General features: G+C 39.7%; 26 protein-coding genes and 1 pseudogene. 21 read left to right on the plus strand and 6 right to left on the minus strand.

Annotated elements, in window-relative coordinates; all coding sequences use genetic code 11:
- Position 1: 1 nt before the first annotated feature.
- The 6 genes from N6H06_RS02215 (at position 2) to N6H06_RS02240 (ending at position 5,459) form a co-directional block, all read left to right on the plus strand.
- The gene (locus N6H06_RS02215; protein WP_263705522.1) at positions 2–1,105 is read left to right on the plus strand and encodes a GerAB/ArcD/ProY family transporter; all 1,104 of its coding nucleotides are present in this window, start codon (positions 2–4) and stop codon (positions 1,103–1,105) included.
- A complete protein-coding gene (locus N6H06_RS02220) occupies positions 1,102–2,226 on the plus strand; it encodes a Ger(x)C family spore germination protein (RefSeq protein WP_263705523.1) in 1,125 nt (374 codons plus the stop codon). The genes N6H06_RS02215 and N6H06_RS02220 overlap by 4 nt, the downstream gene beginning before the upstream one ends.
- 112 nt (positions 2,227–2,338) lie before the next feature.
- Positions 2,339–2,935: a TetR/AcrR family transcriptional regulator gene (locus N6H06_RS02225; RefSeq protein ID WP_263705524.1), complete on the plus strand. Its 597-nt coding sequence runs from the start codon at positions 2,339–2,341 to the stop codon at positions 2,933–2,935.
- A gap of 76 nt (positions 2,936–3,011) precedes the next feature.
- The gene (locus tag N6H06_RS02230; protein ID WP_263705525.1) at positions 3,012–3,833 is read left to right on the plus strand and encodes a GNAT family N-acetyltransferase; all 822 of its coding nucleotides are present in this window, start codon (positions 3,012–3,014) and stop codon (positions 3,831–3,833) included.
- A gap of 189 nt (positions 3,834–4,022) precedes the next feature.
- The gene (locus N6H06_RS02235; protein ID WP_263705526.1) at positions 4,023–5,123 is read left to right on the plus strand and encodes a response regulator aspartate phosphatase; all 1,101 of its coding nucleotides are present in this window, start codon (positions 4,023–4,025) and stop codon (positions 5,121–5,123) included.
- A 165-nt stretch (positions 5,124–5,288) separates the two neighbouring features.
- Complete coding sequence (locus N6H06_RS02240) at positions 5,289–5,459, plus strand: hypothetical protein (RefSeq protein WP_193754444.1); 171 nt, start codon at positions 5,289–5,291, stop codon at positions 5,457–5,459.
- Between the two features lie 150 nt (positions 5,460–5,609).
- Here N6H06_RS02240 and hag read toward each other — a convergent pair whose 3' ends face one another.
- Positions 5,610–6,518, minus strand: a complete 909-nt coding sequence (hag, locus tag N6H06_RS02245) for a flagellin Hag (protein WP_062745287.1) — start codon at positions 6,516–6,518, stop codon at positions 5,610–5,612.
- A gap of 681 nt (positions 6,519–7,199) precedes the next feature.
- On the opposite strand from hag, the gene galU reads away from it, so the two are divergent.
- The 10 genes from galU (at position 7,200) to N6H06_RS02295 (ending at position 18,459) form a co-directional block, all read left to right on the plus strand.
- The gene (gene galU / locus N6H06_RS02250) at positions 7,200–8,081 is read left to right on the plus strand and encodes a UTP--glucose-1-phosphate uridylyltransferase GalU (protein ID WP_212954492.1); all 882 of its coding nucleotides are present in this window, start codon (positions 7,200–7,202) and stop codon (positions 8,079–8,081) included.
- Between the two features lie 20 nt (positions 8,082–8,101).
- The gene (locus tag N6H06_RS02255) at positions 8,102–8,776 is read left to right on the plus strand and encodes a sugar transferase (protein ID WP_212954491.1); all 675 of its coding nucleotides are present in this window, start codon (positions 8,102–8,104) and stop codon (positions 8,774–8,776) included.
- 33 nt (positions 8,777–8,809) lie between these two features.
- Complete coding sequence (locus tag N6H06_RS02260) at positions 8,810–10,099, plus strand: lipopolysaccharide biosynthesis protein (RefSeq protein WP_212954490.1); 1,290 nt, start codon at positions 8,810–8,812, stop codon at positions 10,097–10,099.
- 1 nt (position 10,100) lies between these two features.
- Entirely contained in the window at positions 10,101–10,976 is an 876-nt protein-coding gene (locus N6H06_RS02265; protein WP_212954489.1) for an ATP-grasp fold amidoligase family protein, read from the plus strand.
- 15 nt (positions 10,977–10,991) lie between these two features.
- The gene (locus N6H06_RS02270) at positions 10,992–12,146 is read left to right on the plus strand and encodes a glycosyltransferase (RefSeq protein WP_212954488.1); all 1,155 of its coding nucleotides are present in this window, start codon (positions 10,992–10,994) and stop codon (positions 12,144–12,146) included.
- A 136-nt stretch (positions 12,147–12,282) separates the two neighbouring features.
- Positions 12,283–13,527: an O-antigen polymerase gene (locus N6H06_RS02275; protein ID WP_212954487.1), complete on the plus strand. Its 1,245-nt coding sequence runs from the start codon at positions 12,283–12,285 to the stop codon at positions 13,525–13,527.
- Complete coding sequence (locus tag N6H06_RS02280; RefSeq protein ID WP_212954486.1) at positions 13,517–14,611, plus strand: glycosyltransferase family 4 protein; 1,095 nt, start codon at positions 13,517–13,519, stop codon at positions 14,609–14,611. Before N6H06_RS02275 ends, N6H06_RS02280 begins: the two co-directional genes overlap by 11 nt.
- Positions 14,611–15,720 (plus strand): glycosyltransferase family 4 protein, encoded by a 1,110-nt coding sequence (locus N6H06_RS02285; RefSeq protein WP_213028952.1) that lies wholly within the window; start codon positions 14,611–14,613, stop codon positions 15,718–15,720. Before N6H06_RS02280 ends, N6H06_RS02285 begins: the two co-directional genes overlap by 1 nt.
- Positions 15,721–15,732: 12 nt before the next feature.
- On the plus strand, positions 15,733–17,115 hold the full coding sequence (locus N6H06_RS02290; protein ID WP_212954485.1) for a sugar phosphate nucleotidyltransferase: 1,383 nt from the start codon (positions 15,733–15,735) through the stop codon (positions 17,113–17,115).
- Positions 17,116–17,133: 18 nt separating this feature from the next.
- Positions 17,134–18,459: a UDP-glucose dehydrogenase family protein gene (locus tag N6H06_RS02295; RefSeq protein WP_212954484.1), complete on the plus strand. Its 1,326-nt coding sequence runs from the start codon at positions 17,134–17,136 to the stop codon at positions 18,457–18,459.
- A gap of 142 nt (positions 18,460–18,601) precedes the next feature.
- Here the strand turns inward: N6H06_RS02295 and N6H06_RS02300 are convergent.
- From N6H06_RS02300 to N6H06_RS02320, 5 genes and pseudogenes are all read right to left on the minus strand, one after another.
- Positions 18,602–20,059 (minus strand): annotated as a pseudogene (locus tag N6H06_RS02300) (serine hydrolase domain-containing protein).
- 11 nt (positions 20,060–20,070) lie between these two features.
- Positions 20,071–20,583: a DUF1700 domain-containing protein gene (locus N6H06_RS02305; RefSeq protein ID WP_263705527.1), complete on the minus strand. Its 513-nt coding sequence runs from the start codon at positions 20,581–20,583 to the stop codon at positions 20,071–20,073.
- On the minus strand, positions 20,583–20,921 hold the full coding sequence (locus tag N6H06_RS02310) for a PadR family transcriptional regulator (protein ID WP_062745315.1): 339 nt from the start codon (positions 20,919–20,921) through the stop codon (positions 20,583–20,585). The genes N6H06_RS02305 and N6H06_RS02310 overlap by 1 nt, the downstream gene beginning before the upstream one ends.
- A 222-nt stretch (positions 20,922–21,143) precedes the next feature.
- Positions 21,144–21,758, minus strand: coding sequence for a DJ-1/PfpI family protein (locus N6H06_RS02315; protein WP_263705528.1), 615 nt, complete (start codon positions 21,756–21,758; stop codon positions 21,144–21,146).
- Between the two features lie 290 nt (positions 21,759–22,048).
- Entirely contained in the window at positions 22,049–22,627 is a 579-nt protein-coding gene (locus tag N6H06_RS02320) for an NAD(P)H oxidoreductase (RefSeq protein ID WP_212954481.1), read from the minus strand.
- A 215-nt stretch (positions 22,628–22,842) separates the two neighbouring features.
- Between N6H06_RS02320 and N6H06_RS02325 the strand changes: the two genes are divergently transcribed.
- The 5 genes from N6H06_RS02325 to N6H06_RS02345 all read left to right on the plus strand — a co-directional run bounded on the left by N6H06_RS02325 (position 22,843) and on the right by N6H06_RS02345 (position 26,891).
- Complete coding sequence (locus N6H06_RS02325) at positions 22,843–23,229, plus strand: winged helix-turn-helix transcriptional regulator (RefSeq protein ID WP_095304820.1); 387 nt, start codon at positions 22,843–22,845, stop codon at positions 23,227–23,229.
- A gap of 471 nt (positions 23,230–23,700) precedes the next feature.
- Complete coding sequence (locus tag N6H06_RS02330; protein WP_212954480.1) at positions 23,701–24,084, plus strand: YwqH-like family protein; 384 nt, start codon at positions 23,701–23,703, stop codon at positions 24,082–24,084.
- Positions 24,077–24,349: a YwqI/YxiC family protein gene (locus tag N6H06_RS02335; protein WP_212954479.1), complete on the plus strand. Its 273-nt coding sequence runs from the start codon at positions 24,077–24,079 to the stop codon at positions 24,347–24,349. Before N6H06_RS02330 ends, N6H06_RS02335 begins: the two co-directional genes overlap by 8 nt.
- Before the next feature lie 144 nt (positions 24,350–24,493).
- The gene (locus tag N6H06_RS02340; protein ID WP_212954478.1) at positions 24,494–26,317 is read left to right on the plus strand and encodes an LXG domain-containing protein; all 1,824 of its coding nucleotides are present in this window, start codon (positions 24,494–24,496) and stop codon (positions 26,315–26,317) included.
- Between the two features lie 133 nt (positions 26,318–26,450).
- On the plus strand, positions 26,451–26,891 hold the full coding sequence (locus N6H06_RS02345) for a hypothetical protein (RefSeq protein ID WP_212954477.1): 441 nt from the start codon (positions 26,451–26,453) through the stop codon (positions 26,889–26,891).
- The last annotated feature ends 93 nt before the right edge of the window (positions 26,892–26,984 follow it).

Raw genomic sequence — 26,984 nt, forward strand, 5'->3', positions numbered from 1 at the left:
CATGGCTAAGACAACTGTTTATACGCAGAAGACGCTGACCAACTTCCAGTTTGCGGCAATGATGATGACGGCGCTTATTGGCGTTGGCGTATTAAACTTGCCGCGGACGATGTCCGTTAACTTAAATACGGCCGATGGGTGGATTTCGATTTTTTTGGCCGGTACAGCAGTAAGCCTTATTTTTTTATTTAATGCCTTTGCCTACAAGGCCCATCGTATTGACTCAATTGATGTTTATATGGAAAAAGCGTTCGGCAAGTGGGCAAGTATGTTTCTCTGCTTCGTGATTGCGATTTACTTTCTCGTCGAGTCAAGTTGGCAAGCCGTGGCCATGAGCGAAATGGTCCGCTATTTTCTCCTGGAAGAGACGCCCTATTATGTCGTGATTGCGATGATTGTCATACTGAGCGTGTATGCCGTCTATTATCCATTTGCAACGATTGTGCGCATTTGCTTCTTTTTTCTGCCGATTTCACTTATCGTGCTCTTATTCATTCTTGGGCTTAGTGCAGAAGAAGTCGACGTGTATCGCCTGCGCCCTGTTGCTCCGGAAGGGTTTTGGCCGATCCTTGCTAATGTAAAAGAGGCGCTCCAAGCTTTTCAAGGCGCTGAAATCATGTTGATCATATTCGCTTTTCTTAGACCAGGCACAAAACCGAAAAAAAGCGGTGTGCTGGCGATTTCAACGATAACGGTAGTTTATGTGTTGATTTATGGGATTGTGGTTTCCTCGTTAGGAGTTGCTGAAGTGCAAACACTTGTGTGGCCGACGATTGCCTTGACACAGGCTGCAGAAAGTGGAGCGTTTTTTGCTGGACGCTTAAATTCGTTGCTGATTACAACGTGGACGGTGCAATTTTTTACAACTGTTGTCATTTCCTTGTTTGCCGCAGTCCACTTGCTCGATAAAATATTGCCGATCCGCCGCGGTTACTTGTTGCTTGTATGCGCTGTTCTCGTGTTCGTGGTCGGAGTGCTGCCGCAAACGTTCTACCATATTACAATGATAAGCAAGTGGGAACAGTATGCTTTTTTGACTATTTTTACGGTACTGCCGTTTCTTTGTTACCTCACTGTTGCGATTAAAAAGAAGGTGAGGGCATGAAATTTAAGATTATCGCGCTACTTTGCAGTGTGCTGCTGCTCACAGGTTGCTGGGACCACACGAATATTGAAGACTACTCACTCGTCATGGGCATTGGGCTTGGGATTGACGCAGAGGAAAAGGAAAAGGTCGGCATGCTGACGCAACTGTACATGCCTGTAGCTGACGACCAAGGCGTTGCCGAGCTCTCTTTTCGGAATCTCTACACGAAAGGAGCAACGGTCTTAGACGCCACCCGCGAGCTGGAGCTAATTGATCAAGGCATACTAAGCGACCATCAACTCGTGCTCGTCTTTCATCAGGATGCGTTAAAAAAATGGCGGGCAGAAGAGCTGATTAACCAAAAAATCCGCGACGAGCGAGCGAGAAGGGGCATTCGTGTATTTGTAACAGAGGTACCGTTGCAAACACTGTTTAAGTATCCAACGGAAGCGAAAGTAGCACCTACATCGCAAATGTTAGATGCTCTCGCGCAAAACATCGACCGCTCGACGAAAGTACTGCCACCAGTCACGCTTGGGACGTTGTCTGATAACATTAATCGTGGCTACACGATTATATTGCCAAAAGTGACAATTAAAGATGGAAACCTAGAGTTAGACGGAGGCCAGATTTTAAAGAAAGGCGTCCACCTAGCCAATGCGCTTTCCCCTGACCAAATTACAAGCTTAAACTGGTTTACAGGCGATATAAAAGCTGGCGTTGTTCAGACGGAAATAGATGGTTACCGAGTCGTATATGAAGTATTAAGCGCCGAGTTGAATTCTGTCAAAACCACCATTGAAGACGGCAAACTTGTGATGGACATTGATGTCCAATCAGATGGACGCCTAGCGGAAAACTGGGATCCGCAAGAAAATACGTACGACCCAAATTATTTAAAGAAACTTGAAGGGTTATTTGAAAAAACGGTAGAAACGCAAGTCGACCAATTCGTTAACGACATGCAAACAAAATACGAGGCAGCTCCCTTTAAGCTTGTTAAATATGTACGTGTCCAGCAATACCCATTTTGGAAAAAGAATAAAGACAACTGGGATGAAGTCTTTTCCGAGGCGACGGTCCGCTATCATGTTGATTTGACGATTACTGACTTTGGCATAAGGGGGAAAAGGCAATAGGAGAAGCAGCGAACAGCTTTACGGAGCTGTTCGCCATTTGCGCTTGCGCGACAGCCGTTTTTGCGTTACTCTAAAACTAGAACGAACGTCCGGTTTTTTAGGAGGGTCAGCAGTGGACCAAGCGCAAAGAAAAGGAGAAAAAACAAAACAATTTATCGCAGAACAAGCAAAAGCGTTGTTTGAGCAAAAGGGCTACGCAGCGACTTCGATGGAAGACATCCGCAGCGCGACCAACATGAGCAAAGGCAGCATTTATTATCATTTTAAAAGCAAGGAAGACTTGTATCTTTTTACGGTTGAAGAAGCCAATAAAGCATGGATTCGCAACTGGCACGAACAAACGCGTGCAGCCGCAACAGCAACAGAAAAACTTTATCAATTGGCGCGCTGTTATGCGACCGACATGCATTCATCCCTTGCGCAAACTGTACCCGAATACATTGCTTCTGAAAATGTACAAGGTCAAAAGCAGGAAAAACTGGCTGATTTAATCGAGCCAGAATATGATGTTTGCCGCCGTGTCATCGAGGAAGGGATTGAACGAGGAGAATGGAACCCAGACCAACCAGCAACTGAATTAGCGTTTATTCTGTATAGTACACTAACCGGCCTGTCCATTACGCAATTTTTAGGCCATGATGTCGACCAATTTTACCGCTTTTATGACAGTGCAATTGCTGTATTTTTACAAGGCATTGCTAAGCCATGATCCCATTTGGGGTCTTTCTATAACTAAAAATAAACCGGACGGTCAGTTTTATTTAATAAGGAAAGGATGATCAACTATGCAACGTGTTCCAACAGCGCGGTATCCCGAAATCGGCTCGCTTTTTGCCCACATGTCCCACCAACCGATTGTCAAATCGATATTAGCTGGCAATACGAAAGGAGAAGTTTACAGTGATTGCACGCTCACCCCTAAATCAAGCATGATCAATGGCATGGGCTTTGAAATCCTCGTCGCAGGTGACGCAGGCAACACGCGCTTTAACCAAGAAGCTGCAAACTACGTTGCCGACAAAGTGGTGCCAATCGCGAAAAAAGCAGGAGCACCACACGTAACGATCTATCCGGAAACAGACGTATGGGCTCACATGTTCCAGAAGAAACTAGGAGAAATGGGGAAACAGGCAGACAAGAAAAGCAAACGTTTCTATACTTTAGAGCGACAGCAGTTTAAAAAGGACAATAAAGAACTACCTAATCACGCAACTTTAACTGCAATTAACGCCAGCGTGCTAAAAGACGAAACGCTGCTAAACCGCGAATACTTGCGGCAATGGATCGATTCTTCTTGGACATCGGTAGAATCGTTTCTTAAAAAAGGAATCGGCTACTGTGTCATCGAAGGCGATGTGATTGTCCATTGGTGCCTCGCCGTCTTTGCGGCAGACAGGAAACTTGAATTTGCCCTTATGACAGTAGCTGGTTACGAAGGCAAAGGCTATGCAAAAGCAGGCGCAAGCGCATGCATGGAAAAAGCGCTTAGCATGGGCAAACAACCGCTCTGGAATTGTAATAAAGACAACGGAGCATCGATTGCTGTCGCAAAAAGCTTGGGCTTTAAACAGCAACTTGATTACGAAGTTTTGGAAATCAGGTTATAAGAAGGGGAGAGGAAGTCCAAACTAGCTATGTTTTAAGAGGACCATATAAAAAAGCTTGTTTTCCCTATTATTCTACAAAGTGCGACAGAAACAGCCAATTGAATGATGTTGGGAAATATCCAAATTCCTTACAATACGAGAAAATTCCATTTATAATAGAAAGCAACATACTTGGTTTGGGGTGATCGGATGTCTACGGTAGTGCAGGCGGAAAAAGCGGGGGCGAAAATCGTTGACTGGTATAGTTGCATTATTTCGCGGTCAATCGACCAAGCGATTCTCCTCAAAGAACAAGCCAGCGCCCTCGTAAAAAACATGGAGCCGAATGACAAGATTTTAGCGTACTATTCATTAGTCGAATTCCGCCATGAAATGCTGCTCAGACAAAACGCAGGAATGGAAGAAGAAGAACGATTTGCGAAAATTGAACCCATCCTAGAGGATACAGTCGACCATTTACTCAAGTACCTCTATTATTTCATCAGCGGGCAAAATGAATACATCAATGAACGTTACAAATCCGCGATCAAACTGTTTAGGAAAGCAGAGCGTTTATTAGAGTATGTCGACGACGACGCAGAAGAGGCCGAATTTTATTATTATGCTGGAGCCGTTTGTTACCGACTAAACCAATACCCTTTTGCGGTTTCATATACCGAGCAAGCCAAAACGATCTTTGACCGTCTTGGATATGTGGAAAAGGCGATTAACTGTCAAATTATAATGGCGGGTATTAACTCCGACATCAAAATGTATACAAAAGCGGCTGAAATCTTAAAAGACGCTTTACAACAGGCTCATATGTATCCTGAATCAAAAGCGCTTGTTTTCCGTGCCCGCGGACTAAATGCAATACGGAAAATGGAGTGGGAAGAGGCAGAACATTATTTCAAATCTGCCTTAGCGATTAAAGAACATCGCCAGTCACCAGTAAGCATGAAAAGCCAGTACAATTTGGCAAACATCTTATTTCGTTTACAGAGAGATTTGGAAGCGCGGGAATTTTTTAAAAAAGCGGAAGTAGGCATTCATTATTATAGAAATATAGAATACTCGGCGCGGTCTTTAGTCACAAAAGGGCTTTATATTGAAAAAGGAAATTTGGCATTAGTCAATAAGGGCATCGATCTTCTAAGAGAACACTCTTTAGAGTTTGAAATTGCTGAAGTGGCTGAAGAGACGTCTGCTTACCTTGAAAAAGCAGGAAAATCACAAGAAGCATTGAAGTATATGAAAGTCGCTTACGAAGCGAGGTTAAAACAAAATGCACTGGGGGTTGATCAAGCATGAAAAAACTTCTCTTCACTTTAGTGTTGGTGCTTGCCTTTACTGGATTTCAAGGCCTTGCACAGTCAAATGGGAACCCAATTCAACCGCATGATAAAAATGATATTGTGAGCTGATTTTTTTAGGAAGAGAAAGCCTAAATAGCAAATGCCTGAAGATGCCTGTAGATTGACAGTTTACAACCAAGCAAAACCAAAAATCAATGGGGGTCGGTCAGGAATGAAAAAACTTCTTTTGACTTTAGTCATGGTATTTGCGTTTACTGGATTTCAAGGCCTAACGCAGACAAGTGATGTGAATGTATTCCAACCAGATGATAAAGCGGATGGTGTTAGTTAAGAAGCATTTTTTCAATTATAAAACAAAGCTGCCCGTGGAAGCCGTTCTCGCGGCTCCGTTTGTAAGGAAACTGGGAAATTCACGGTATACTTAGAAAAACAACGCTGCTATAAAAAAACAGATGGCCGGATAGCCATCTGTTTTTTTGCATTACCCAAGAAGTTGAAGCACTTGTTGAGGCGCTTGGTTTGCTTGAGCAAGCATGGATTGAGAAGCTTGAGAAAGAATGTTGTTCTTTGTGTATTCCATGATTTCTTTCGCCATGTCCACGTCACGGATACGAGACTCAGCAGCTTGGAGGTTTTCAGAAGAGTTGTCCAAGTTAGAGATCGTGTGCTCAAGACGGTTTTGTGCAGCACCAAGGCTAGAGCGTTGTTTTGATACTTGTTTGATCGCATTTTCAACAGCAGCTAGTTGCGTATCAAAATCGTTCGCGTCTGTGTCAGATGAGTCAGCAAACTGTGTCACATCAATATCGGCAATTTTCAATCCGTCTTCGCCTTCAGTACCAAGTGCATTTGCGCTCATGTCGCCGATTTCGATTGTAATCGTTTGTCCTTGGTTCGCGCCGATTTGGAAAGTGAAAGAAGCAGGGCCTGTAGTGTCATCTTCACCAACTGCGCCTTTCAACAAATCTTTGCCGTTGAACGCAGTACGGTCAGAAATCCCTTTGCTTCCATCCGTCATGCCGCCAATTTCTTCTTTAAGCGAGTTAATTTCATCTTGGATCGCTTGAAGGTCTTCGTCTTGGTTTGTACCTGTGCTACCAGCTTGTACGACAAGCTCACGCATACGTTGAAGGATGCTGTGTGTTTCGTCAAGAGCGCCTTCAGCTGTTTGGATAAGAGAGATCCCGTCTTGTGCGTTACGGCTCGCTTGATCCAAACCACGGATTTGCGCACGCATTTTTTCGGAGATGGAAAGACCAGCTGCGTCATCCCCTGCACGGTTGATGCGTAGGCCGGAAGAGAGCTTTTCTTGTGCTTTTGCAGCAGCACCTTGGTTGATGCCGAGTTGGCGATGAGCGTTCATCGCAGACAAGTTGTTATTGATGATCATATTCGTCACACTTCCTTTTGTTTTTTGTTACCTCATCCTTGAGGATTTGCAGAAGCGCTGTGCTTCTAATTTTTTTATCGGCCCGTCTGCAGAATTGTTTACAGGCTTTCGAGGATTTTTTTAGAGAGCGTATTGATTGAAGCAAGTGCGTATAGGCGTAAATAGGCAGCTGCCATAGCTAAGAGATTTTTCCATCTCTTTTTAATGAAAAACTACTAAAATTTTTGTAACAAAGGTAGATGGAAGGTCTTTGGAAATGGTAAAATAGTTTTGTTTGCTAGAGTATCGCAAGGGTTAAATAAGAATGTTTGCTTTTTTGTCATATTTGTCTTTTTAAATAGATCAAAAGAATGGTTTTATGTAATCACACAAAAAAAACACAAAACCCTTTAAAATTAGTGTATATTAGTCAATAATCGACTTTTTTTAACCGATATAAGTAGAATGAGTCCGGTTACGCCTTCTTTACCGTTATCAAGGAAGGCACTCGGCTATGCTAAGGGAAGCATTATTCCTTAGGCGCATGTCGCCGCCAGCATGGTGTGAGGGGAGGTTCGATGCCTCAAGGGCTAAGCCCAAAATACTAAAAAGGATGAAAAAGATAGAAAAGCGCTTACATTTCTTGGCCATGTTAGCCTTTTTCTATCTTTTTCAATTTGTAAACATGGAGGCGAATCAATTATGTCAAAAGTAAAAAAAGCAATAATCCCAGCAGCAGGCCTTGGAACACGTTTCCTGCCAGCCACAAAAGCAATGCCGAAAGAAATGTTGCCAATTGTCGATAAACCGACCATCCAATACATCATTGAAGAAGCAATTGAAGCTGGCATCGAAGACATTATTATTGTGACAGGTAAAGGAAAACGGGCGATTGAAGACCATTTCGACCATTCATTTGAACTCGAACAAAACTTGTTCAACAAAGGCAAACTCGACATGCTCGAAAAAGTCCAAGCTTCATCAAAAGTCGAACTCCACTATATACGGCAAAAAGAACCAAAAGGACTTGGCCATGCCGTCTGGTGTGCCCGTAAGTTTATCGGCAATGAACCATTTGCCGTCCTCCTCGGTGACGATATCGTTCAGGCAGAAACGCCAAGCCTAAAACAACTCATGAACCAATACGACCAAACCGAACGCTCCGTCATCGGCGTCCAATCCGTACCGGAAAACGAAACGCACCGCTACGGCATCATCGACCCAGAATCACAAAACGGCCGCCTTTACCGAGTATCAAGCTTTGTTGAAAAGCCAAAACAAGGCACAGCGCCATCCAACTTAGCGATCATGGGCCGCTATATCCTCACGCCAGAGATATTTACTTTCCTAGAAAAACAAGAAACAGGCGCTGGCGGCGAAATCCAGCTAACCGATGCGATCCAAACATTGAACGAACAACAAAACGTCTACGCCTACGACTTTGAAGGCAAACGTTTCGACGTTGGCGAAAAACTCGGCTTCGTCTTAACGCAATTGGAGTTTGCGTTGGAGCGGGAGGAATTGAGGGAACCATTGCTCCAGAAAATGAGGGAGTTCATTAACGAAAAAACGGCGATTAACTAAGTAGGAAAAGGGGGAACAAAATGGAGGCATCGCGCACTGAAGCCATCCAACACAGATCGAGGAAGCAAGAACAAGTAACAGTTAACGACTCGAAAGGCTACCTCTTTGCTAAACGCACCTTGGACATTGCCGCAGCAACAGCGGGGTTGATCTTGCTTTCCCCGCTGTTTTTCATTCTTGCTATCCTCATCAAATGGGAAGATCCAAAAGGCCCGGTAATCTTCAAACAAGTTCGTGTCGGACAAGATGGGAAAGAGTTCTATATGTACAAATTCCGGTCAATGGTCAGTAACGCAGAAGAACTGCTAAAGGACTTACTCGACAAAAATGAAGTAAGTGGATTAATGTTTAAAATGAAAGACGATCCACGCGTCACAAAAGTTGGGAAATTTATTCGTCGGACAAGCATAGATGAGCTTCCCCAACTTGTCAATGTCCTTAAAGGCGAAATGAGCCTCGTTGGTCCGCGGCCGCCATTGCCGAGAGAAGTGGCAGATTATAATACATATCACAAGCAAAGATTGCTTGTGAAGCCTGGGTGTACAGGTGTTTGGCAAGTGAGTGCGAGAAATAATGTTGGTTTTGAAGAGATGGTGGAGATGGATTTGGAGTATATAAGAAATCGATCCATTATCTTAGACTGCTTGCTAATTTACAAAACTATATTTGCCGTTATTAAGTCAGAAGCCTATTAAATATAATAGGCAATTGATAAAAAGGAAAATGTAATGGTTAAATTAATATTAAAAAATAAATTCATGCGCAATCTTTCTCTTTTAATGTCGGGAACAGTTGTTGCTCAACTTTTGACAGTTGGAGTGACGCCTATTCTAACTAGATTGTATTCACCTGACGCTTTTGGGGCTCTTGCTATTTTTTCATCGATAGCAGGTGTTTTAATCATTTTAAGCACTTGTAGATATGAGATGGCAATCGTGTTACCAAAAGAAGAGAGAGTTGCTATTAATATTCTAGGTCTATGTTTCTCTATTTGTGTTATTACATGTATGGTTTACTACTTACTAATCTTATTATTTGGTAAAAGTATTATAAGTGTCTTTGAAATTACAGAAATAGAAGATGTACTGTGGATCTTACCATTAAGCGCACTAGCAATGGGGATTTACAATACCCTTAACTACTGGTCGACAAGGAACAAGCAATTTAAACGAGTTTCTATTTCACGAGTCACACAAGCCGGTGGGGTAACTGCAACACAAATAGGCCTAGGTGTAGGGAAAGTGCATAGTCTTGGCTTATTTATAGGGACTGTAACAGGTCAAATGATTGGTTCTTTGGTGCTGGCTTTGCAAGTATGGAAATCAGATGGTATTCGGATTAAAAGAAACTTAAACGTAAGGATTTGGTTAAAGCTTCTCTTCGAATATAAAGATTTTCCTTTGTATAGCTCTACACAAGCAATGATTAATGCTGCTTCTATTTCAATACCTCCATTATTATTAGGAATTTTTTATAATGCTACGACAGTTGGATACTATGCCCTAGGTATAAAGTTAATTCAATTACCAATTGCTTTAATCGGTGATGCTTTTAACCAGGTCTTCTTTCCAAAATTTAGTGATCATGCAAATAAAAACGATGATTTATATAAGGAGTTAAAGAAGGCTACGTTACTATTAGCATTAATTGCATTTCTTCCTGCAGTTGGAATTATTTTATTTTCCCCTATAATATTCGAATTTTTTCTAGGAACTGGGTGGGGGAACGCAGGAGTATTTTCTAGTTTGCTAGTAGTTTGGCTGTATTTTAGTTTCATTAATAGACCTGCGGTTGTAGCAATACAGGTATTAAGAAAACAAAAGTACTTCTTATATTATGAAATCTTTCTTTTTATTACAAGGTTTATTGTTTTGTTTGTAAGCGCACAGCATTTAAATGCTTTTGAAAGTATAGGTTTATATAGCATTGTAGGGGGCATATTTAATTTAAGCCTTATCCTTATTGTTTTAAAGACCACTAAAAATTATAAGAAAAAAATTACTAGAGGTAGTGAATAGATTGAAGGAATTCTTAAAAAATAAATCTATGGAAAATCGTTTCCTTCAAAAGATATGGCTGAGGGGAGTTTATTTTAAGTACCATAGGCGTCTGTTATCATTTAGAAACCCAAAAACATTTACTGAAAAAATGCAATGGGCAAAAGTCTACAGTGATTTAGAAAATTTGGCGTCCTATGTAGATAAGTATGAGGTTCGCCAATATGTTAAGGATACTATAGGGGAACAATACTTAATTCCAAGTTTAGGTGTTTACAGTAATGCGAAGGATATTGATTTTAATTCGTTACCGTCTTCTTTTGTAATAAAAGCTGTGCATAGTGCTGGGCAGAATCTCATAATTCCTAATAAAAAAGAGATTGATTTTGAAAAGACAAGAAATGAAGTAGACCAATGGTTAAAATCCAATTACTACAAAATTACTGGTGAGAAGAACTACAAGCACATAATTCCAAGACTAGTTATTGAGGAATATATAAAAGAAGAAACTGGTGGATTAAAAGACTACAAATTTTACTGTTTTAAAGGCAAACCATCTTTTATTCAAGTCATTAGTAACAGAGAGCACAACCAAACAATTGATTACTTCGATTTAAAATGGAACAACCTAAATATCCGGTCAAAAATGTATCAAAATTCGATGAAAGCAATTAGTAGACCAAGCAATTTGGAAGAAATGGTGAAGGTTGCAGAGTTGTTGTCTGCTAAGTTTTCTTTTGTCAGAGTAGATTTATATAGTGTTCGCAATAAAATTTATTTTGGAGAGTTGACTTTCACCCCAGCTAACGGTTTAAGGCCATATGAGAGTTTGAAACATGATATTTGGATTGGGAGCTTTATAGAAAAAGAAGATTTACGTTCTTTTATCTTGAAGTGAGAGAGGTAGCCGATTGTGAAAAAAAATATTGTCTTCTTAAGTCATACTTTTATAGGGGGACCATTTGTAGTAGGCTCTCATCATTTGGCTAAAGAATTGGCAAGACAGGGTCATAAGGTTTTGCATATAAGTACACCTTTAACATTATTACATTTGTTTAAGAAAGATGAGATTACAAGCTTAAAACGCTCAAAAAAAGATTCCCTGGAAAAAATAACGGATAACTGTTATCAACTCATACCATCTTCTTATGGATTACCCTGGAAGATATCTGGGGAAATATATAAGAAAACGAAAATAAATTTACTTACCAAACCAACTGAGAAAATAGTAAAAAAATCAATAAAAAGTGTATTTGATAATCAAGTCATAGATTATTTATTAATAGACCAACCTACTATGATAGGGCTAGAAAATATAATACCGTCTAAAAAAATTATCTATAGGGCGACCGATATATATAGTGAAATGTTGAGTGATCCAAATATAGTAAAGGCTGAAATCGATCTTTTAGAAAAAAGTGACGCAATGATAGGAACATCGCCCACAGTTAGTAGCTACTTAAAATCTTTAGATGGGGAACTTCCCCTTTTAACATTAGAAAATGCTGCTGATTTAAATTTGTTTAAATCAAAAACTAAGAAACCAAATTATTATGTGGGCATGGAATCCCCTATTATGGTATACGTAGGTGCCCTTGACAGGAGATTTGACTTTCAGACTATATATTGGATTGCTTCAAATTTAAAGTCAATAAATATAGTTTTAATAGGGCCGCTGGTAGAAAGTAAAGAAGTAGAATGCCTATCAGAGTTAAGCAATGTCTATATAATGGGCCCTATCCAATATGAAAAAATTCCATCATATTTACAACATGCTGATATCGCTATATTGCCCCTGAGTGACCACCCCTCAAACAAAGGAAGGAGCCCAATGAAACTTTATGAATATTTAGCTTCGGGGCTACCAATAGTATGCAAAGCTGTGGACGATTTGAAAAAGCGCCAATTAAAGCATGTTTACTTCTATGAAGAGTCGGAAGAAATTCTAGAATTGATACCGGAACTCTTGAATAAAAAAACAGATAAAGATACTATTAAGAATAGCTTCGGAGAGGTTTCCTGGGAAAACAATACAAGAAAGTTAATGAGTTTTATTTCTGATCTGTAGACAATTAACCTATATAATTTCGCTTCTTTAATAAAGAGGGAGGATCTCGATTCAATAAAGGAACATTCTTGGGCACATAAAAATTATTCGTTTGCTTGAGTTCCTAACGAATTTATGAACTTTGGAGTTTTAAACTATGACCAATAATTCAAAGTGGTGGAGTTCACCATACGGTATTGTAGCGTTTTTTCTTTTACCTATTTACTGCTTTATATTTTTAGTAACAAATAATAATTTGATAGCTGGCACGAAAAATTATTTTTCTTTAGAATACTTTTTATTGGGTTTGTTGTATCTATGCATATTTTTGTTTTTTGCATTTCTAGGTACAAGGATTAGTTTAACTAAAAAAAAATATGAAATTACAACGCTACATATAAAATCAAGTTTCTTGGATTTATTAGCTTTGTTGACCGTTACAGCCTATGTAGTTTGGTTTGGAGAGCTTTTGTTTCAACCGGAGATAATAATAAATATACTAATGGGACAGGGAGGGACTGATGGAGTTAGAAACTTTGTCTCAACGGTTCCAGGTGTCACCACCTTATCACAATTAGGTATTTTGTACTCAATAATATTCTTAAATTGTTATTTTGATGAGGATTATAAACTAAAAAAAAGATATTTTTTCTATTTCTTTATTATAATCTTTCTCACTTTATTTAGAGTTGTGGCCTGGTCCGAGAGGCTAGCGTTTATAGAGATCTTAATTCCTACAATTTTAATAGTCGTTGCTAATTTAAGGTTGAAAACTAAAATACTAATAAGAATGATTAAATACGCTCCATATATTGGTGTAGTGTTATTACTAGTGTTCTTTGGGGCAACGGAATATTTTAGATCTTGGAATTACTACAGGAATCAGTACAACAATAATATAATAGAGTTTGTTCTTGAAAGAGTAATGAATTATTATTCCACTTCCCTTAACAATGGAGCAGGGATAATTGAAAATTTTAGCGGTTTGGAAGGGAACTTATGGTTTCTACTGAACTGGCTTTACAAATTACCGATAATCGGTGATAAATTTGTAGAAACGTTTGATGCGAATCCAATAATTTCTGAATTTCTTAAACGATATGCTAATGAAGAATACAATAACCCCTCAGGTCTTTTTATAATTGCTCAGGAGTTAGGTATATTTGGGGGAATGGTTTATGTATTACTATTTGGATTATTGGCTGGGTCATTATACCGTTCATTTTATTTTAAGAACGGCGTAGGTTTATATCTTTATCCAATAGTATACATTTCGATTTTGGAATTTTTTAGATTAGTTTATTTGAGTGAAAGCAGGACTTTTCCCATTTTGCTATTTGGCTTAATTGGCTATCTGTTCTTTACAAGAAAAAAAAGAAAAGAGGCTTCATATGAGCGGTAAGGTTATATACATAAATGGTAGGTTCCTTACTCAAACTATAACAGGTGTTCAAAGATATGCGATTGAGATCCTAAAGGGAATTGATAAAGTAATCGACAAAAACCCAGCCTATTTAAAAGATATTGAGTTGATTATCTTAATGCCTAATCAGCTCCCAAACACTACTATTACCTTCCGACATATAAAACAAAGGAAAGTAGGTAAGCTTAAGGGGCATTTATGGGAACAGTTCGAACTCCCCTATTTTTCTAGAGGATGCGGATTAATAAATTTGTGTAATCTTTCCCCTTTAGTTAAAAGGAGTCAAATAATCACTATACATGATGTGGCAGTTTACACAAGACACAACAATCAATCAATTTTATTTAAATACTGGTATAAAATAAATTATAACATCTTTAAAGGCAGGTTCAAAAAGGTATTAACTGTTTCAGATTTTTCTATGGACGAGATAGTAAGGTATAAAATTTTTCCTCGGGAAAAAATCACGGTTACCCAAGAGGGAAAAGAACATATCTTGAAAGTAAAAGAAGACTATAGCGTTTTTGATAAACATAGCCTGAATCCCAAAGAATATTTTTTAGCGGTTAGTAGTCTAAACCCTACCAAGAACTTTAAGGGTATAGTAAATGCGTTAAAATTACTAGACGAGAATGTAACTGTTGTTATCGCAGGAGGTTCTAATTCAAAAGTTTTTAATGAAGAAGACATAGTTTTTCCTGGCAACGTTAAAAGGGTTGGCTATATATCTGATTCAGAATTAAAAGCTCTTTACCTAGAGGCAAAAGGATTCATATATCCTTCACTCTATGAAGGGTTTGGGCTTCCCCCTTTAGAGGCAATGTCATTGGGGTGTCCTGTTATAGTATCTAATGCTGCATCTCTTCCAGAAGTTTGCAAGGATGCCGCTGTCTACTGTAACCCATATGATCCAAAGGACATTGCTCGAACTATAAAATTATTAAATGAAGATAACCAATTACGATCTGAGTTAAGTAGAAAAGGTAGTCTAAGATCAGAGAGTTATTCATGGGAGCGGGCAGCGGAAAATATTTTAGAAGTGTTGAAGGAGATATATTCTTAATGAAGGTTTGCATCATACATGATTGGCTGGTTACTTACGCAGGCGCAGAAAAGGTATTAGAAGAATTGATAAAAATTTATCCTGATGCTGACCTTTTTAGTACTGTTGACTTCCTTGAATCAAATCAACGGTCATTTATTATGAATAAGGATGTAGAAACAACATTTATTCAAAAACTTCCTTTCGCAAAGAAAAAGTACAGGCAGTACTTGCCTTTAATGCCTTTTGCTATAGAACAGTTAAATGTATCTTCCTATGATTTAGTAATAACTAGCTCTCATGCTGTGGCTAAGGGAGTAATAACTGGACCTGATCAATTACACATATCTTACGTCCATTCCCCGATTCGTTATGCATGGGACTTGCAACATCAATATTTTAAAGAAGCCAATTTAGAAAAAGGTCTTAAAGGACTAATTGCAAAAATGATTATGCACTATATGAGGATTTGGGATTACCGTACTGCTCATGGGGTAAATTACTTTATTTCAAATTCAAATTTTATTGGGAAGAGAATTAAGAAGGTATATGGAAGAGAATCAGAGACGATTTATCCTCCAGTGGATGTCTCCTCTTTTTCTCTGTGTACAGAAAAAGAGGATTACTATTTAACAGCTTCTCGTATGGTTCCTTATAAAAAAATGGATTTAATTGTCGAGGCTTTTGCTCAGACACCTGAAAAAACATTAATTGTAATTGGCGATGGGCCTGATTACAAAAAAATTGAACAGAAAGCAACGGATAATATTAAACTTCTGGGCTATCAACCTTTTGATAAATTAGTGAGTTATATGCAAAGAGCAAAAGCTTTTGTTTTTGCAGCCGAAGAAGATTTTGGAATAACTCCGGTTGAAGCACAGGCATGCGGTACACCCGTTATTGCGTATGGGAAAGGCGGTTCGTTGGAAACAGTTAAAAATGAAGGCGAATTTAAAACGGGAAAATATTTTTATAAACAAGATGTTCCTTCAATTAAGAAGGCTGTAGAGGAATTTGAGGAAGAAAATTACAACTATGAAAAGATACGAGAACATGCTTTGAACTTCTCACCAGAAATATTCAGACAGAAGTTTAGCGATTTTGTAAATCAAAAACTTGAAGAGATGTAAGGAGGCAAGATCTTGAAATTAGTCCTATTATCTGGCGGTTCAGGAAAGCGTCTTTGGCCACTGTCGAATGATTCGAGATCAAAGCAATTTTTGCGGGTTTTAAATAGCAATAACGAGAAAAAATCATCTATGGTGGAAAGGGTATGGGCGCAACTAAATAATGTAGGACTTAGCGAATCAACTATTATTGCTACAAGTTACTCTCAAGTTGACATGATTACCAATCAACTTGGACAAAATGTGCCTTTAATTGTTGAACCAGAACGTCGTGATACCTTTCCTGCAATCGCATTAGCAGCCACTTATCTTTACTCGGTACAAGCTGTTTCTTTAGAGGAAGTAGTTGCTGTTTTGCCTGTTGATCCTTATGTTGAGAATGCCTTCTTCGAAAAAGTAAGTGAATTAGAAACCTTGTTAGAGAAGTCCGATGCTCAATTAGGCCTGATTGGGATCGAGCCAACATATCCATCATCTAAATATGGTTATATTATCCCTAACTTATCAAAACAGAACGATTATGTAAACGTCAGCCATTTCCAAGAGAAGCCGACTGAGGAGGAAGCAAAAGAATTGCTTTCTAAAAATGCTTTATGGAATGCTGGCGTTTTTGCATTTAAATTAGGAACGCTTATTGACATCCTTCTTGAGAAGGGACTTCCAATCCAATATAACGAGCTGTTGAATCGTTATAGCGAACTGCCGAAAATCAGTTTTGATTATGAAGTGGTAGAAAAGCTAGAGCATATCGTGGCACTTCCATACCAAGGGTATTGGAAGGATCTTGGAACTTGGAACACATTGACAGATGAGATGGCAACTAATTTGCTAGGTAAGGGCATGATTAGTCCTGATTCTGAAAACACGCACATTGTCAATGAGCTTGATATTCCAGTAGCAGCTCTTGGCGTTAGAGATTTGGTCATTGCTGCAAGTCCAGATGGAATTTTAGTAACCGAAAAGTCGGCAAGCCCACGGATTAAAGAACTACTGAAGGGATTTGACCAACGTCCTATGTTTGAAGAGCGCCGTTGGGGTTGGTACCACGTAATCGACCATGCGAGTTACGAGGATGGCCAGGAAATGTTAACCAAACGGATTTCTGTGCTGCCAGGAAAAAATTTAAGCTATCAATATCATGAGACACGTAGTGAAGTATGGACCGTTATAAAAGGGGAAGGCGAGTTTGTGCTTGATGATAAGATAATACCAATTAAAGCGGGAGATGTATTACGTGTCCCTGCACGGGCGAAACACGGTGTTAAGGCACTCACTGCTCTAGAGTTCATAGAGGTTCAAACTGGAAGAAACCTTGTGGAAGATGATAAGATCCGTCTATTTGAATCGTGGGAAGAAATTGAAGCACACTGTGAGTTTGTTAAACTACAAGTAAAGTAATTGAAGGAAGGGTATCGTATGTCTTTTAAAAACATCGCTGTCGTCGGCACCGGCTACGTTGGCCTCGTAACCGGCGTTGCCTTGTCGGATATTGGCCACTCGGTTACGTGCGTAGACATTGATGAACAAAAAGTTGAATTGATGCAAAGCGGTGTTTCTCCGATTTATGAACCAGGTTTATCGGAGCTAATGACGAAAAACATTAAAGCAGGTCGCTTGTCCTTTACGACTAAGCATCAACAGGCATTTGCAGGGGCTGATGCGATTTACATAGCGGTGGGCACTCCCCAGAAGGAAGATGGTACGGCTGATCTTCGCTTTATTGAGGCAGTCGCAGGCCATATTGCTGAGCATCTTACCCGTTATGCGGTGGTTGTCACGAAAAGCACGGTACCAGTTGGAACCAATGATTATATTAAATCTTACATTGAAAAGCATACGGATGTACCGTTTGATGTTGTCTCGAACCCTGAGTTTTTGCGTGAGGGTTCAGCGGTACATGATACGTTCCAAGGTGACCGCATTGTCATCGGTGCTGACAGTGTGGTCGCGGGTGATTTGATTGAGGAAATCAACAAGCCGTTTGGCATTCCTGTCTTTCGGACGGACATTCGCAGCGCTGAGATGATAAAGTATGCGTCGAATGCGTTTCTAGCTACAAAGATCAGTTTTGTCAACGAGATTGCTAATTTATGTGAGAAATTGAATGCGAATGTAGATGATGTTGCCAAAGGTATGGGCCAAGACAAGCGGATTGGCGATAAATTTTTAAATGCCGGGATTGGCTATGGCGGTTCCTGTTTTCCGAAGGATACGAGCGCGCTTGTGCAAATTGCCGGCAATGTGGAGCATGAGTTTACACTCTTAAAGGCAGTCATTGAAGTTAACTATAAGCAACAACGCCTTCTTGTTGAAAAAGCGCGAGAACACTTTGGTTCGCTGCGCGGCAAAACGATTGCGATGTTAGGACTGGCGTTTAAGCCGAATACAGATGATATGCGTGAAGCGGCCTCTATTATTCTAGCGCAAGAACTTATTCTCGCAGGCGCCCGTGTTGTTGCTTATGACCCAATCGCCATGGAGAATGCCAGAAACGTGCTTCCTGCTGCTGTCGACTACGCAGACAGTGCGTTTGCTGCTATTCAAGGCGCAGATACAGCTTTTGTGGTAACAGAGTGGGATGAGATTTGTGCCCTCACGCCTGAAGATTTTAAAGCGAATTTAAAAGAACCGGTTGTGTTTGATGGCCGCAATTGCTTTAACATCGAAACGATGAAAGAAGCTGGATTGAATTATTATTCTGTGGGACGTCCGGTTGTAAAAACGGAGAAAGAGCTGATTTAAAACTGAAACCGCCTGTATGCCTATCTAGGCTATATAGGCGGTTTTTCACTGTAGCTAGGGCATGTCGTATGCTACTATTTTTGGGGCACCAACAACATTTTGATAATACGCTAAATTTAAGGAATAGTCTCTTCAGTTATTACTAATAGCCTTCCTCTGAAGGTTTAAATGAAATATACATTGATAGTAAGCCGTTTAATGCCAAGAAGGTAACCATTAGTTTAGTAAGGAATGCAATATCGGCAGCAAATACTTTTACTGCATTCCAGGGAGATCCGACACTATAGATTAGTAATGGAATTACAGCAATAGATAAAATTAATAGAATTATACCGGAGAAGCGCCACACGCTTCTTTTACGTATTATTCCCGATTTAGCCTTTATTAAGAGGTAAAAGAACATTACAAAAAGTAAACAGACTATGCCTATTATGGTTATTTGAATGGTAGGGTTGTATTTAGGTATATCAATAGGCTCTTCCCCATTTAAAATATTGATAATCCCTTGTTTCAGGTATATAAGTGCGTCTTCTTCTAAGATGTGATTTTTATTTGTTAGAATCACACCGCCCCAACTCGTTTTTGGTATAAAGAATACTTCTGCATGTGAATCAGGAGTTGAGCCTGAATGCCATATTATTTCTTCTTTAGAATTTGGATTAGTGATTCTTACACCAAGGCCATAATATCGATGTTCACCAGTTTGAACGTAAGGCGATACATAAAGGTTCATAGTACTTTCGCTCAAAAAATGGTTACTCTCAGGTTGACTAAGTAAAATAATGTACTGAGCCATGTCTGTTGCGCTAGCAGTTATGTATCCATATGGTGCGCCTCCGTTATCATATTTTACTGCACTTTTTCGAGGGAGTCCTAGCCATGACTGATAACCAGCTACATATCCTTTTTTATCTGCCATGTTATAATCAGCAGCTGCATATTTCATTCCTAAAGGTAAAAAAACTTGCTTCTCCATGTACTCAGAATATGTTTGATTTGTAACTTCTTCAATAAGAGCACCAAGAATTTAGAAATTAGCATTACTATACTGATGCTTTTCTCCAGGTAAAGCAGTTAGCTTATCGTTTGACAAACGTTCTACATTCTTTTTTATAGCACCAAAACTTTTAGACTCTCTATCTGATATAGATAAGCCAGAATAAGTACTTATCCCACTTGTGTGTGTAAGTAACTGTTTAATTGTTATTTGAGATGCTGCTTGTTCATCTCTAAGATTAAACCATGGAATATACTTTTGAACCGGATCATCTAAAAGGACGGTACCTTCTTCAATTAATTTCATTATAGCTAAGCCTGTTAATGATTTACTAATTGATCCTAAAGTAAAGGGAGTTTTAGTAGTTACTTTTTCCTTGGATTCTCCTGTTACACCCCATGCTTTAGAGTGAAAAATATCATTTTCATGAACAATAGCAATAGAAGCCCCGGGAATCCGATGCTCTTCTAAAAAAGTTTCGACATAGCTGTTTATAGTACTTTTAATGTCTTGTTTTGCCGTGGTTTGTGAGATTGGCAGAAATATAATAAACGAAATGAATAACAAACATACTAAGATACCTTTTGATATAGTCGCTATTATTTTCACGGTACTCACCTAATTCTCATTTTTTGTGCGAAAAGTTTCGCAACAAGCACCGTTCCTAAACAAGCAGTAGAAATGCTAATTGTCATTAGTAAGAAATTCCACCATGAATTATCTGAAATATGATAAAAGATATTATAATCAAAGGAATGGGTAGTATTCTGTGGGTTAAAGGATTCAGTTAAAAATATGGATAGTATTAGCTGAGAGCTGAGATAGGTAAGAATTAAAGTAAAGAATCCTGCCACAAATAAAATCCCTGTTCTACTTTTGGATTTTCGTATCTGTTTTATTTCAGAATGAAGATCTATTCCATTAATTTCTAGGAAATCTTTGATAAATGTTGTTGTATTCCCCAGTTGACTTATACTATCTTGGCCATGTTCACGAGATGCTTGAATATGCTCTAAAAGCTGTTGTTTTATATTCCTTCTTTCCTCTGCACTTATTTGATATTGCTTTAACTCTTTGATAACTTCGTTTAAAAAATTTTTTTCTTCCATATTCAATTTAATATTCATTATAAAAGATCTCCTTCCAAACCACTTTGCAGTAGGGATTTTATGTCCTGTTGTAACTCCAACCATTCATTGATTTTTTTCCGAAGATACTTTCTCCCTTTTTCATTGATTTCATAATAAACTCTAACCTTCCCGTTATCTGTTAATTCACGGTAAGTATCAACCCATTCCTGATCCTTGAGCTTAGTCAGAATAGGGTAAATGCTTCCTACTCCTTTCAGTTTTAAATTGTATTTTTCAAGCTCCTTCATAATTTCATAACCATAACTTTTTTCCTTTGACAAAATAGATAATACACACATTTCTAGATGCCCTTTAATTAAACTTGTTCTATCCATATAACGAGTTTAACAAACGTATATATTTCTTTCAAGTATATATAGTAATTAAAAGTACATTTAGAAGGAATATGTGTAAGCAACAATGTTAAGAGCCCTTATAGAATGGTTAACACCGTCATGAGAGGAAGTACCAGAATACAGCGTCTTTGCTATGCAAAAAAGCTAAATTCTCGATAAGGTGACCGGGAATTTAGCTTTTTTCTTTCTTCTATGAAAGTGTTAGTCAAGTTCGATTGTATGCGCAGTTCGCCTAGCTGTCTCTGTGCCTAATCTTTTCCCAACTACGTGCAAGGCCATTTGAATTCCCGCTGAAATTCCGGCTGAGGTGATGACATTTCCTTCATCGACATATTTAACACCTCTTATGACTTCAACATCGGGAAAGTTTTTTTCTAACAAATTTAACGCAGCTCGGTTTGTCGTCGCTTTTTTTCCGTTAAGGATGCCAGCTTGTGCTAAGAAAAAGGCACCTGTGCACACAGAAGCCATCGTCTTTTCCTCGTCGCTTTTTATCCAACGAATGATTTCTTCGTTATTCTGTACAAGCTGCATGGCTTTTAGAGGTCCTCCAGGAACAATGACAATGTCAAATGCGGGTGCATTTGAAAACGAGTAATCTGGCGTTACTTTTAATCCATTATGTACAGTAATTTGCCTCCCGTCTTGGGAAACGGTACTCACTGTAAAAGGTTTTTCCGTCAAGTTGTTCGTAAACATTCTTTTCACATCATCGCTGTTATACGTGGTAAGGTTGAAAACTTCATATGGACCTGCGAAATCCAACGCATCCACATAATCGAATAGCAATATCCCGACATGCTCGTTTTGGCTCATGTTTAAACCTCCTTCTTTATACTGTACCCCCGTATCGTATATAAGGCAACCTTTTTATCATTCATCCCCAGCTTTTCTTAATCAAACGTTTAATTAAAGTGGTCATAGGAAGCAATAAACGCTGTTTGGGAATAGGGGATGATCCAATTTAAAAAGAGCCAATGATGGCTCTTAGCTGGTTCTGAAACTGATTATCCGTTGTATAAGCCTTCCCTACCCGTACTTCCAGCACACACTGTTCACTAAATCAATATTCGGCATGTCTCAGGTAAACTCCAGTGAGTTCACATTCAATTATCCTTGCCATAATTCAAACCGAAGCGGTAAGCTTGATCGAGCAGCCTTTCGTAATGTTCTGGCATTGAATCGAGTGTCTCATATAAGAATTCAACTTTGGAGTTGGAGATACCGCAATAATCGGCAATGCCTACATTGAGCAAATGCGTCATCTTTTCATCATAATCGCGCTTTTTCATCTGTTCTTTCGAAACCCCGGCCAATCCAAGCCATAACACATGCTGATGGTGAAGGTGGTTCGAACCGTACGCAAACCCATTGTTAAAAACGCGATCAATATACCCCTTTAGCATCGCTGGCAAATGCCACCACCAAATCGGAAAAATAAATGCCAGCGCATTATGCTTCTTTAACCGCTTTATTTCCGCTTCCACTTCAGGAGAGAAAGGCTGCTCCGCCACGGTCCAATCAGGTTCATCTATCCCTTTTAAAACAGGGTCAAAACCACTTTCATGTAAATCCAACAGCTCATACTCATGACCGGCGTCGGCTAGCCCTTGTGCGAAACGTTCAGCGACTTTAAAGGTCAAGGAATCTTTTCTTGGATGTGAAACAACCGTTAACACGTTCATGCTTATATCGTCACGACCTTTCTCAACAGCTCATATATAGCCATCAATACTGGCTGATGCTATTATAAACAGTAAGAAAACGATCTGGAAGTACGTACTTTAAAGTGCTATAGGAACATTAAAGTACCCTAGGTGCATTTCATGGAAATAGACTTTTGGCATAAAAATGAGTGGTTGTTCCAAGCAAACTTTGCCTTTTAACGGAGGGGGAAGAGATGGCTGAACAGACGGAAAATAGCGGTCAAAAGAAGTATCACGTTGGCGTGGAAGTGGCTTTAGAAGTAATGGGGGGGAAATGGAAGCCGTTAATTATTTACCACCTGATGACAGGGCGGAAACGGACCTCCGAGCTTCGCCGGTTAATCCCTGGCATTACCCAAAAAATGCTGACTACCCAGCTTAGAGGCTTGGAAAAGGATGAGATCGTTACCCGAAAAGTTTACAATGAGGTCCCACCTAAAGTCGAATATGAGTTAACGCCCTACGGCTGGGGACTAAAACCAGCGCTAGACCATTTATGCTATTGGGGAGAAGACCACCTGGAAAAGGTGTACGGCGACAAATCGAAAGTTTTGGCAGAATTCGAGAGCTGTATAGAGTAAATTAAGGAATTTAGAAAAATAGAAAAGCCTTCGATCGGAGGCTTTTTTTCTTTGTAGAAAATGTAATGCCTAGCGCATAATGATCCTGCCTAATTATGAGGGGAGAGGAGGCTTGTCCACAATAGAGTAGACACAAACACGATTCGAAAACGATTAAACGAAATGATAAGTAAACGTAGAGTTATTGAAAATCCAATTCATGACAAAAAGGGGGTTGTTTTATATCCATACTCTTATTTAAAATAGAGGGGTATGAAGCAATTGCCATTTAATAGAATATGAGATTGTTAGCCAAATGTTATCAAGTTGGTTAAAGGAAATTGGCTGAGGTAGTAGCGTCTGGGATGTGGGGCGCAAACGATGAAAAGAGCATGCTAAATCTACTTTACTGCCGTGTCTGTTGTCGTTTCACTATGAAGATGCAGAGCCTTCGACGAAAGGAGCGAAGGAAAGAAAGGAGAGAAAATAACGGTGAATGAACGGATTGTACGCCTAAAGAGCCGGAACTATGAATTAAGAGCCCGTGTGGGGGAGGCACAAGGAAATATAGAACGTTTGGAAACGGCGAGAACGACGATATCCGGAGAGAAGCCGAATGTCCAAGACAACCGTGAAACCTTGACACGCAAGGCTCTCGATGGCGATGAGTGGCGGGGAAACCGCAAAGAGGAGCACGAAGGGTTAAGGGAGGACATCAAGGCGAAATTCGATGACGCTGAAAGTCACATAGAGCAACTGCTAGAAGATATGAAGGCGAAGAAAGCACAGCTACAATCAAGCATTGAGACGATGCAAAACACGATGATGTTGAATGAATTACTCATAAGAGAAGAGAGGGAAAAAGCCCGTGGCTGAAATTTTATTCGAAAAAAGTGATGTAGAAGAGAAGTTCTCGCAATTGAAAAATGGCGCAAATGAATTTCCCGCCGACCTCGAACTTCCTTCTATCTCAACAAGTGAACTACGTACGGTTGAGCAATTCAAAGAAGTCGAAGAAATGTATCATGAACTGATCATTAGTTATATCGCTGCTTTGGGAAAAGGGGCAGAAACAGCATGGGATAATATCCAAACATTAGGGGAAGCGGATGAAGCCCTTTCGCAAAGTATGGGCTCCTAACACCTAGATGGACTCATTGTCTAAAAGTTGAAGGATCATACTCATTCATTCACTGAAATTTCATCCTTTTGGATATTAAGAAATGGATGGAAAGAATCAAAACCGTTCACATACAAATCGTTTTAAGAGGGAAGGAGGCCGGAAATGATTCTCGATACGAATGAACTGATCACAGAAATCGAACGTTCGATTGAACAAAAACGAGATCACCGGGACCAATTGCAAACGCTTCAATCTAAAGTAGAAGCCATCTGTCACTTAGAAACCCTCCAAGGAGAGGGAGGCGCAGCAATCAAAGACTACTTCACAACGCTGCACTTGCCTGTACTATTATTCTTCCAACAGTTTATCGAAACGCATATTAGCCAGCTTGAGACGGTGAAAGACAACTTGCTTTCCTATGACGGCGATGCCAATACCCTTGTCCGGACAGAGTTTCTGAATGAAGTGAAGATGGATTTGAACCGGGTCATCAACTATACGAGAGATTCGGCGAACATCATTAACAGCGCATACGAATCGGTGAGTGATCTGATCCACACAGGCCGCTGGGAGTCATCAGCCCTAACAGACAAAGCGAGAGAAGCGAGGGATCAGCTTAAAGACGCAGAAGACCACTTAGAGGAAACCGACCAAAACAATCAAACCGTGCTCGAAAATTCCAAAGCAACGCTAGAACATCTCGAAGCCTTGGTACGCAAAGTCGAAGGGTGGACGACGAAAGAGGCGATGCTTTCTCCAACAACACTCAGCGATATTTCCGCCTATTTCCAGGAGGGCGAAGCCGTTCTTTCCCTGTTGGGTGTAGACCATATGAATGATCTACTAGATAAAATGCTAGTGGGGGTAGATGGGGAAGGATTAACAGATGTGGAACATGCACTGCTTTATCATTATCTTCATCGTGAAGTCATTCAGGGAGTATCGAGTCTAGTAAAAGAAGACACAGCAGGATTGCAAGAACGTCTGAATTATGAAGTACTTATCTCAGATGGTGCATTAGCAAAAGAAATCATGATAATGGAGTTTTATATCTATGCGCCAGCAGTCAATCCAGCGCTATCTAACGACCCCGAAGAGCAGGCAATGATTCAGGCGTATACAAGTACGTTAAGAAACCATCAAGCTTCAATTGCGCATATAAGAAAGGATCACAACCATCTTGATTTAGAAGGAAGTCCATTGCGCGCATTTGTAAGTAAATTGGAAGTGAAACAAGAAGGAAATGCGTCTGTGTCGATACATTCCCGTTTGGCTTTTGATCTTATGGGTTCAAGTGCAGCAATCCCCCACGCTCAATGGATAGAGAGAAAAGTGTCACCTGATGTAGATGAGGGAACGTTAAAGCAGCACGGAATGACAAAGGAAGCGTATATTAAGGAAGGTCACCATTTATTAGAGCCAGGAATCGTCCAATCGGCATCAGAAGTAACTCATTATAGGGGACAAAGTGCTGGTTTCGAGTTTGGCAGAATTCATAGGGAAGAGCGTGAGGAAGACCTTCAAAATTTCACCGCGAATTTTGTTATTGGAAAAGTGGTAGATGCAACCGTGGGAAAAGCGGTAGATGCAGCGGTCACTGCTATAAAAATACCTGGGTTTATCATTAAAGCGGGAAATATTGTGATGATGGTGCCTGAGCACAACGCGGAAAAGAGCGAGCAAGAACGTCAAATTAATGGAGAAAAAACAATGGAAGCAGCTAAACTGTTGAAAATGGAGGTAACGGAGTCACAACGTATGGAAGTGCGCGCTCAACCTGAGCCTGAAATCCAACTTCATCCTACCCAACATACAGAAGGGATATTAAAGAGGTGGGAAGAGAAGGCGGGTGAAATAGAAATGATTGAGTACCCTGTTGAGGCGGTTAAAAATAATGAATGGGATGAAGTGTATAAGGCTTTGTTAGAGATTAATAGAACAGGGGGTATTAAGGAGGAGGATTACGAATATATCATTGAAGGATAAGGTTTTAAAGTTTTAAAGGTCAGTTCAGTTGAGCATTAAAGCATTAACTGTGCTGTCTTTGCAAATTTTGAAGTTTAGGAAAGAGAAGATCATTATATTTGGAGTCTTAAAAACGACAAAGGGAGACTGTTGTATGAGGACGTTTATTTGCTGCCTTCTTTTGCTTATGGTGGTATCAGCCTGTGGAAATATTACTGAAGATGATCTTATTGGTGGAACGTGGGTAGCTACCTCCGGTTATATTGATGGGGAGACGAGTGGAACTCCAAATTGTGGTCAATTGAATACAGGGCTGCAATTCCTTGATGAAGAACTCGTTTATGTCGTTGGGGAAAAGCGGAACTTTGAATATGAGTTGAGAGAAGGAATGGAGCAAATGGAAATTAAATTCTTTGACCCGGAACTAAGGGAGAGGCGTGAAGAAAAGGGAGATGAGGAAGTCGAAACGTATTGGTATTTAATGGGCGAGTATTTTATTGAAAAACATAGCAACAATGAATTTAGTTTAGAGGATCAATGGACATCGATTCAGAATCCCCATCATTGCTACATGGAGCGCCAGGATAGCGAGTGATTCTGCTGTTTTTCTAAGTTAAAAAGAGGGCTAATATTTGGAATGCTGACGATGTGTACACTACTTTTCATTTTGGTAGGGTGCGTTATCTTT

This window comes from Shouchella tritolerans, from assembly GCF_025770735.1.
GTDB lineage: Bacteria > Bacillota > Bacilli > Bacillales > Bacillaceae_D > Shouchella > Shouchella tritolerans.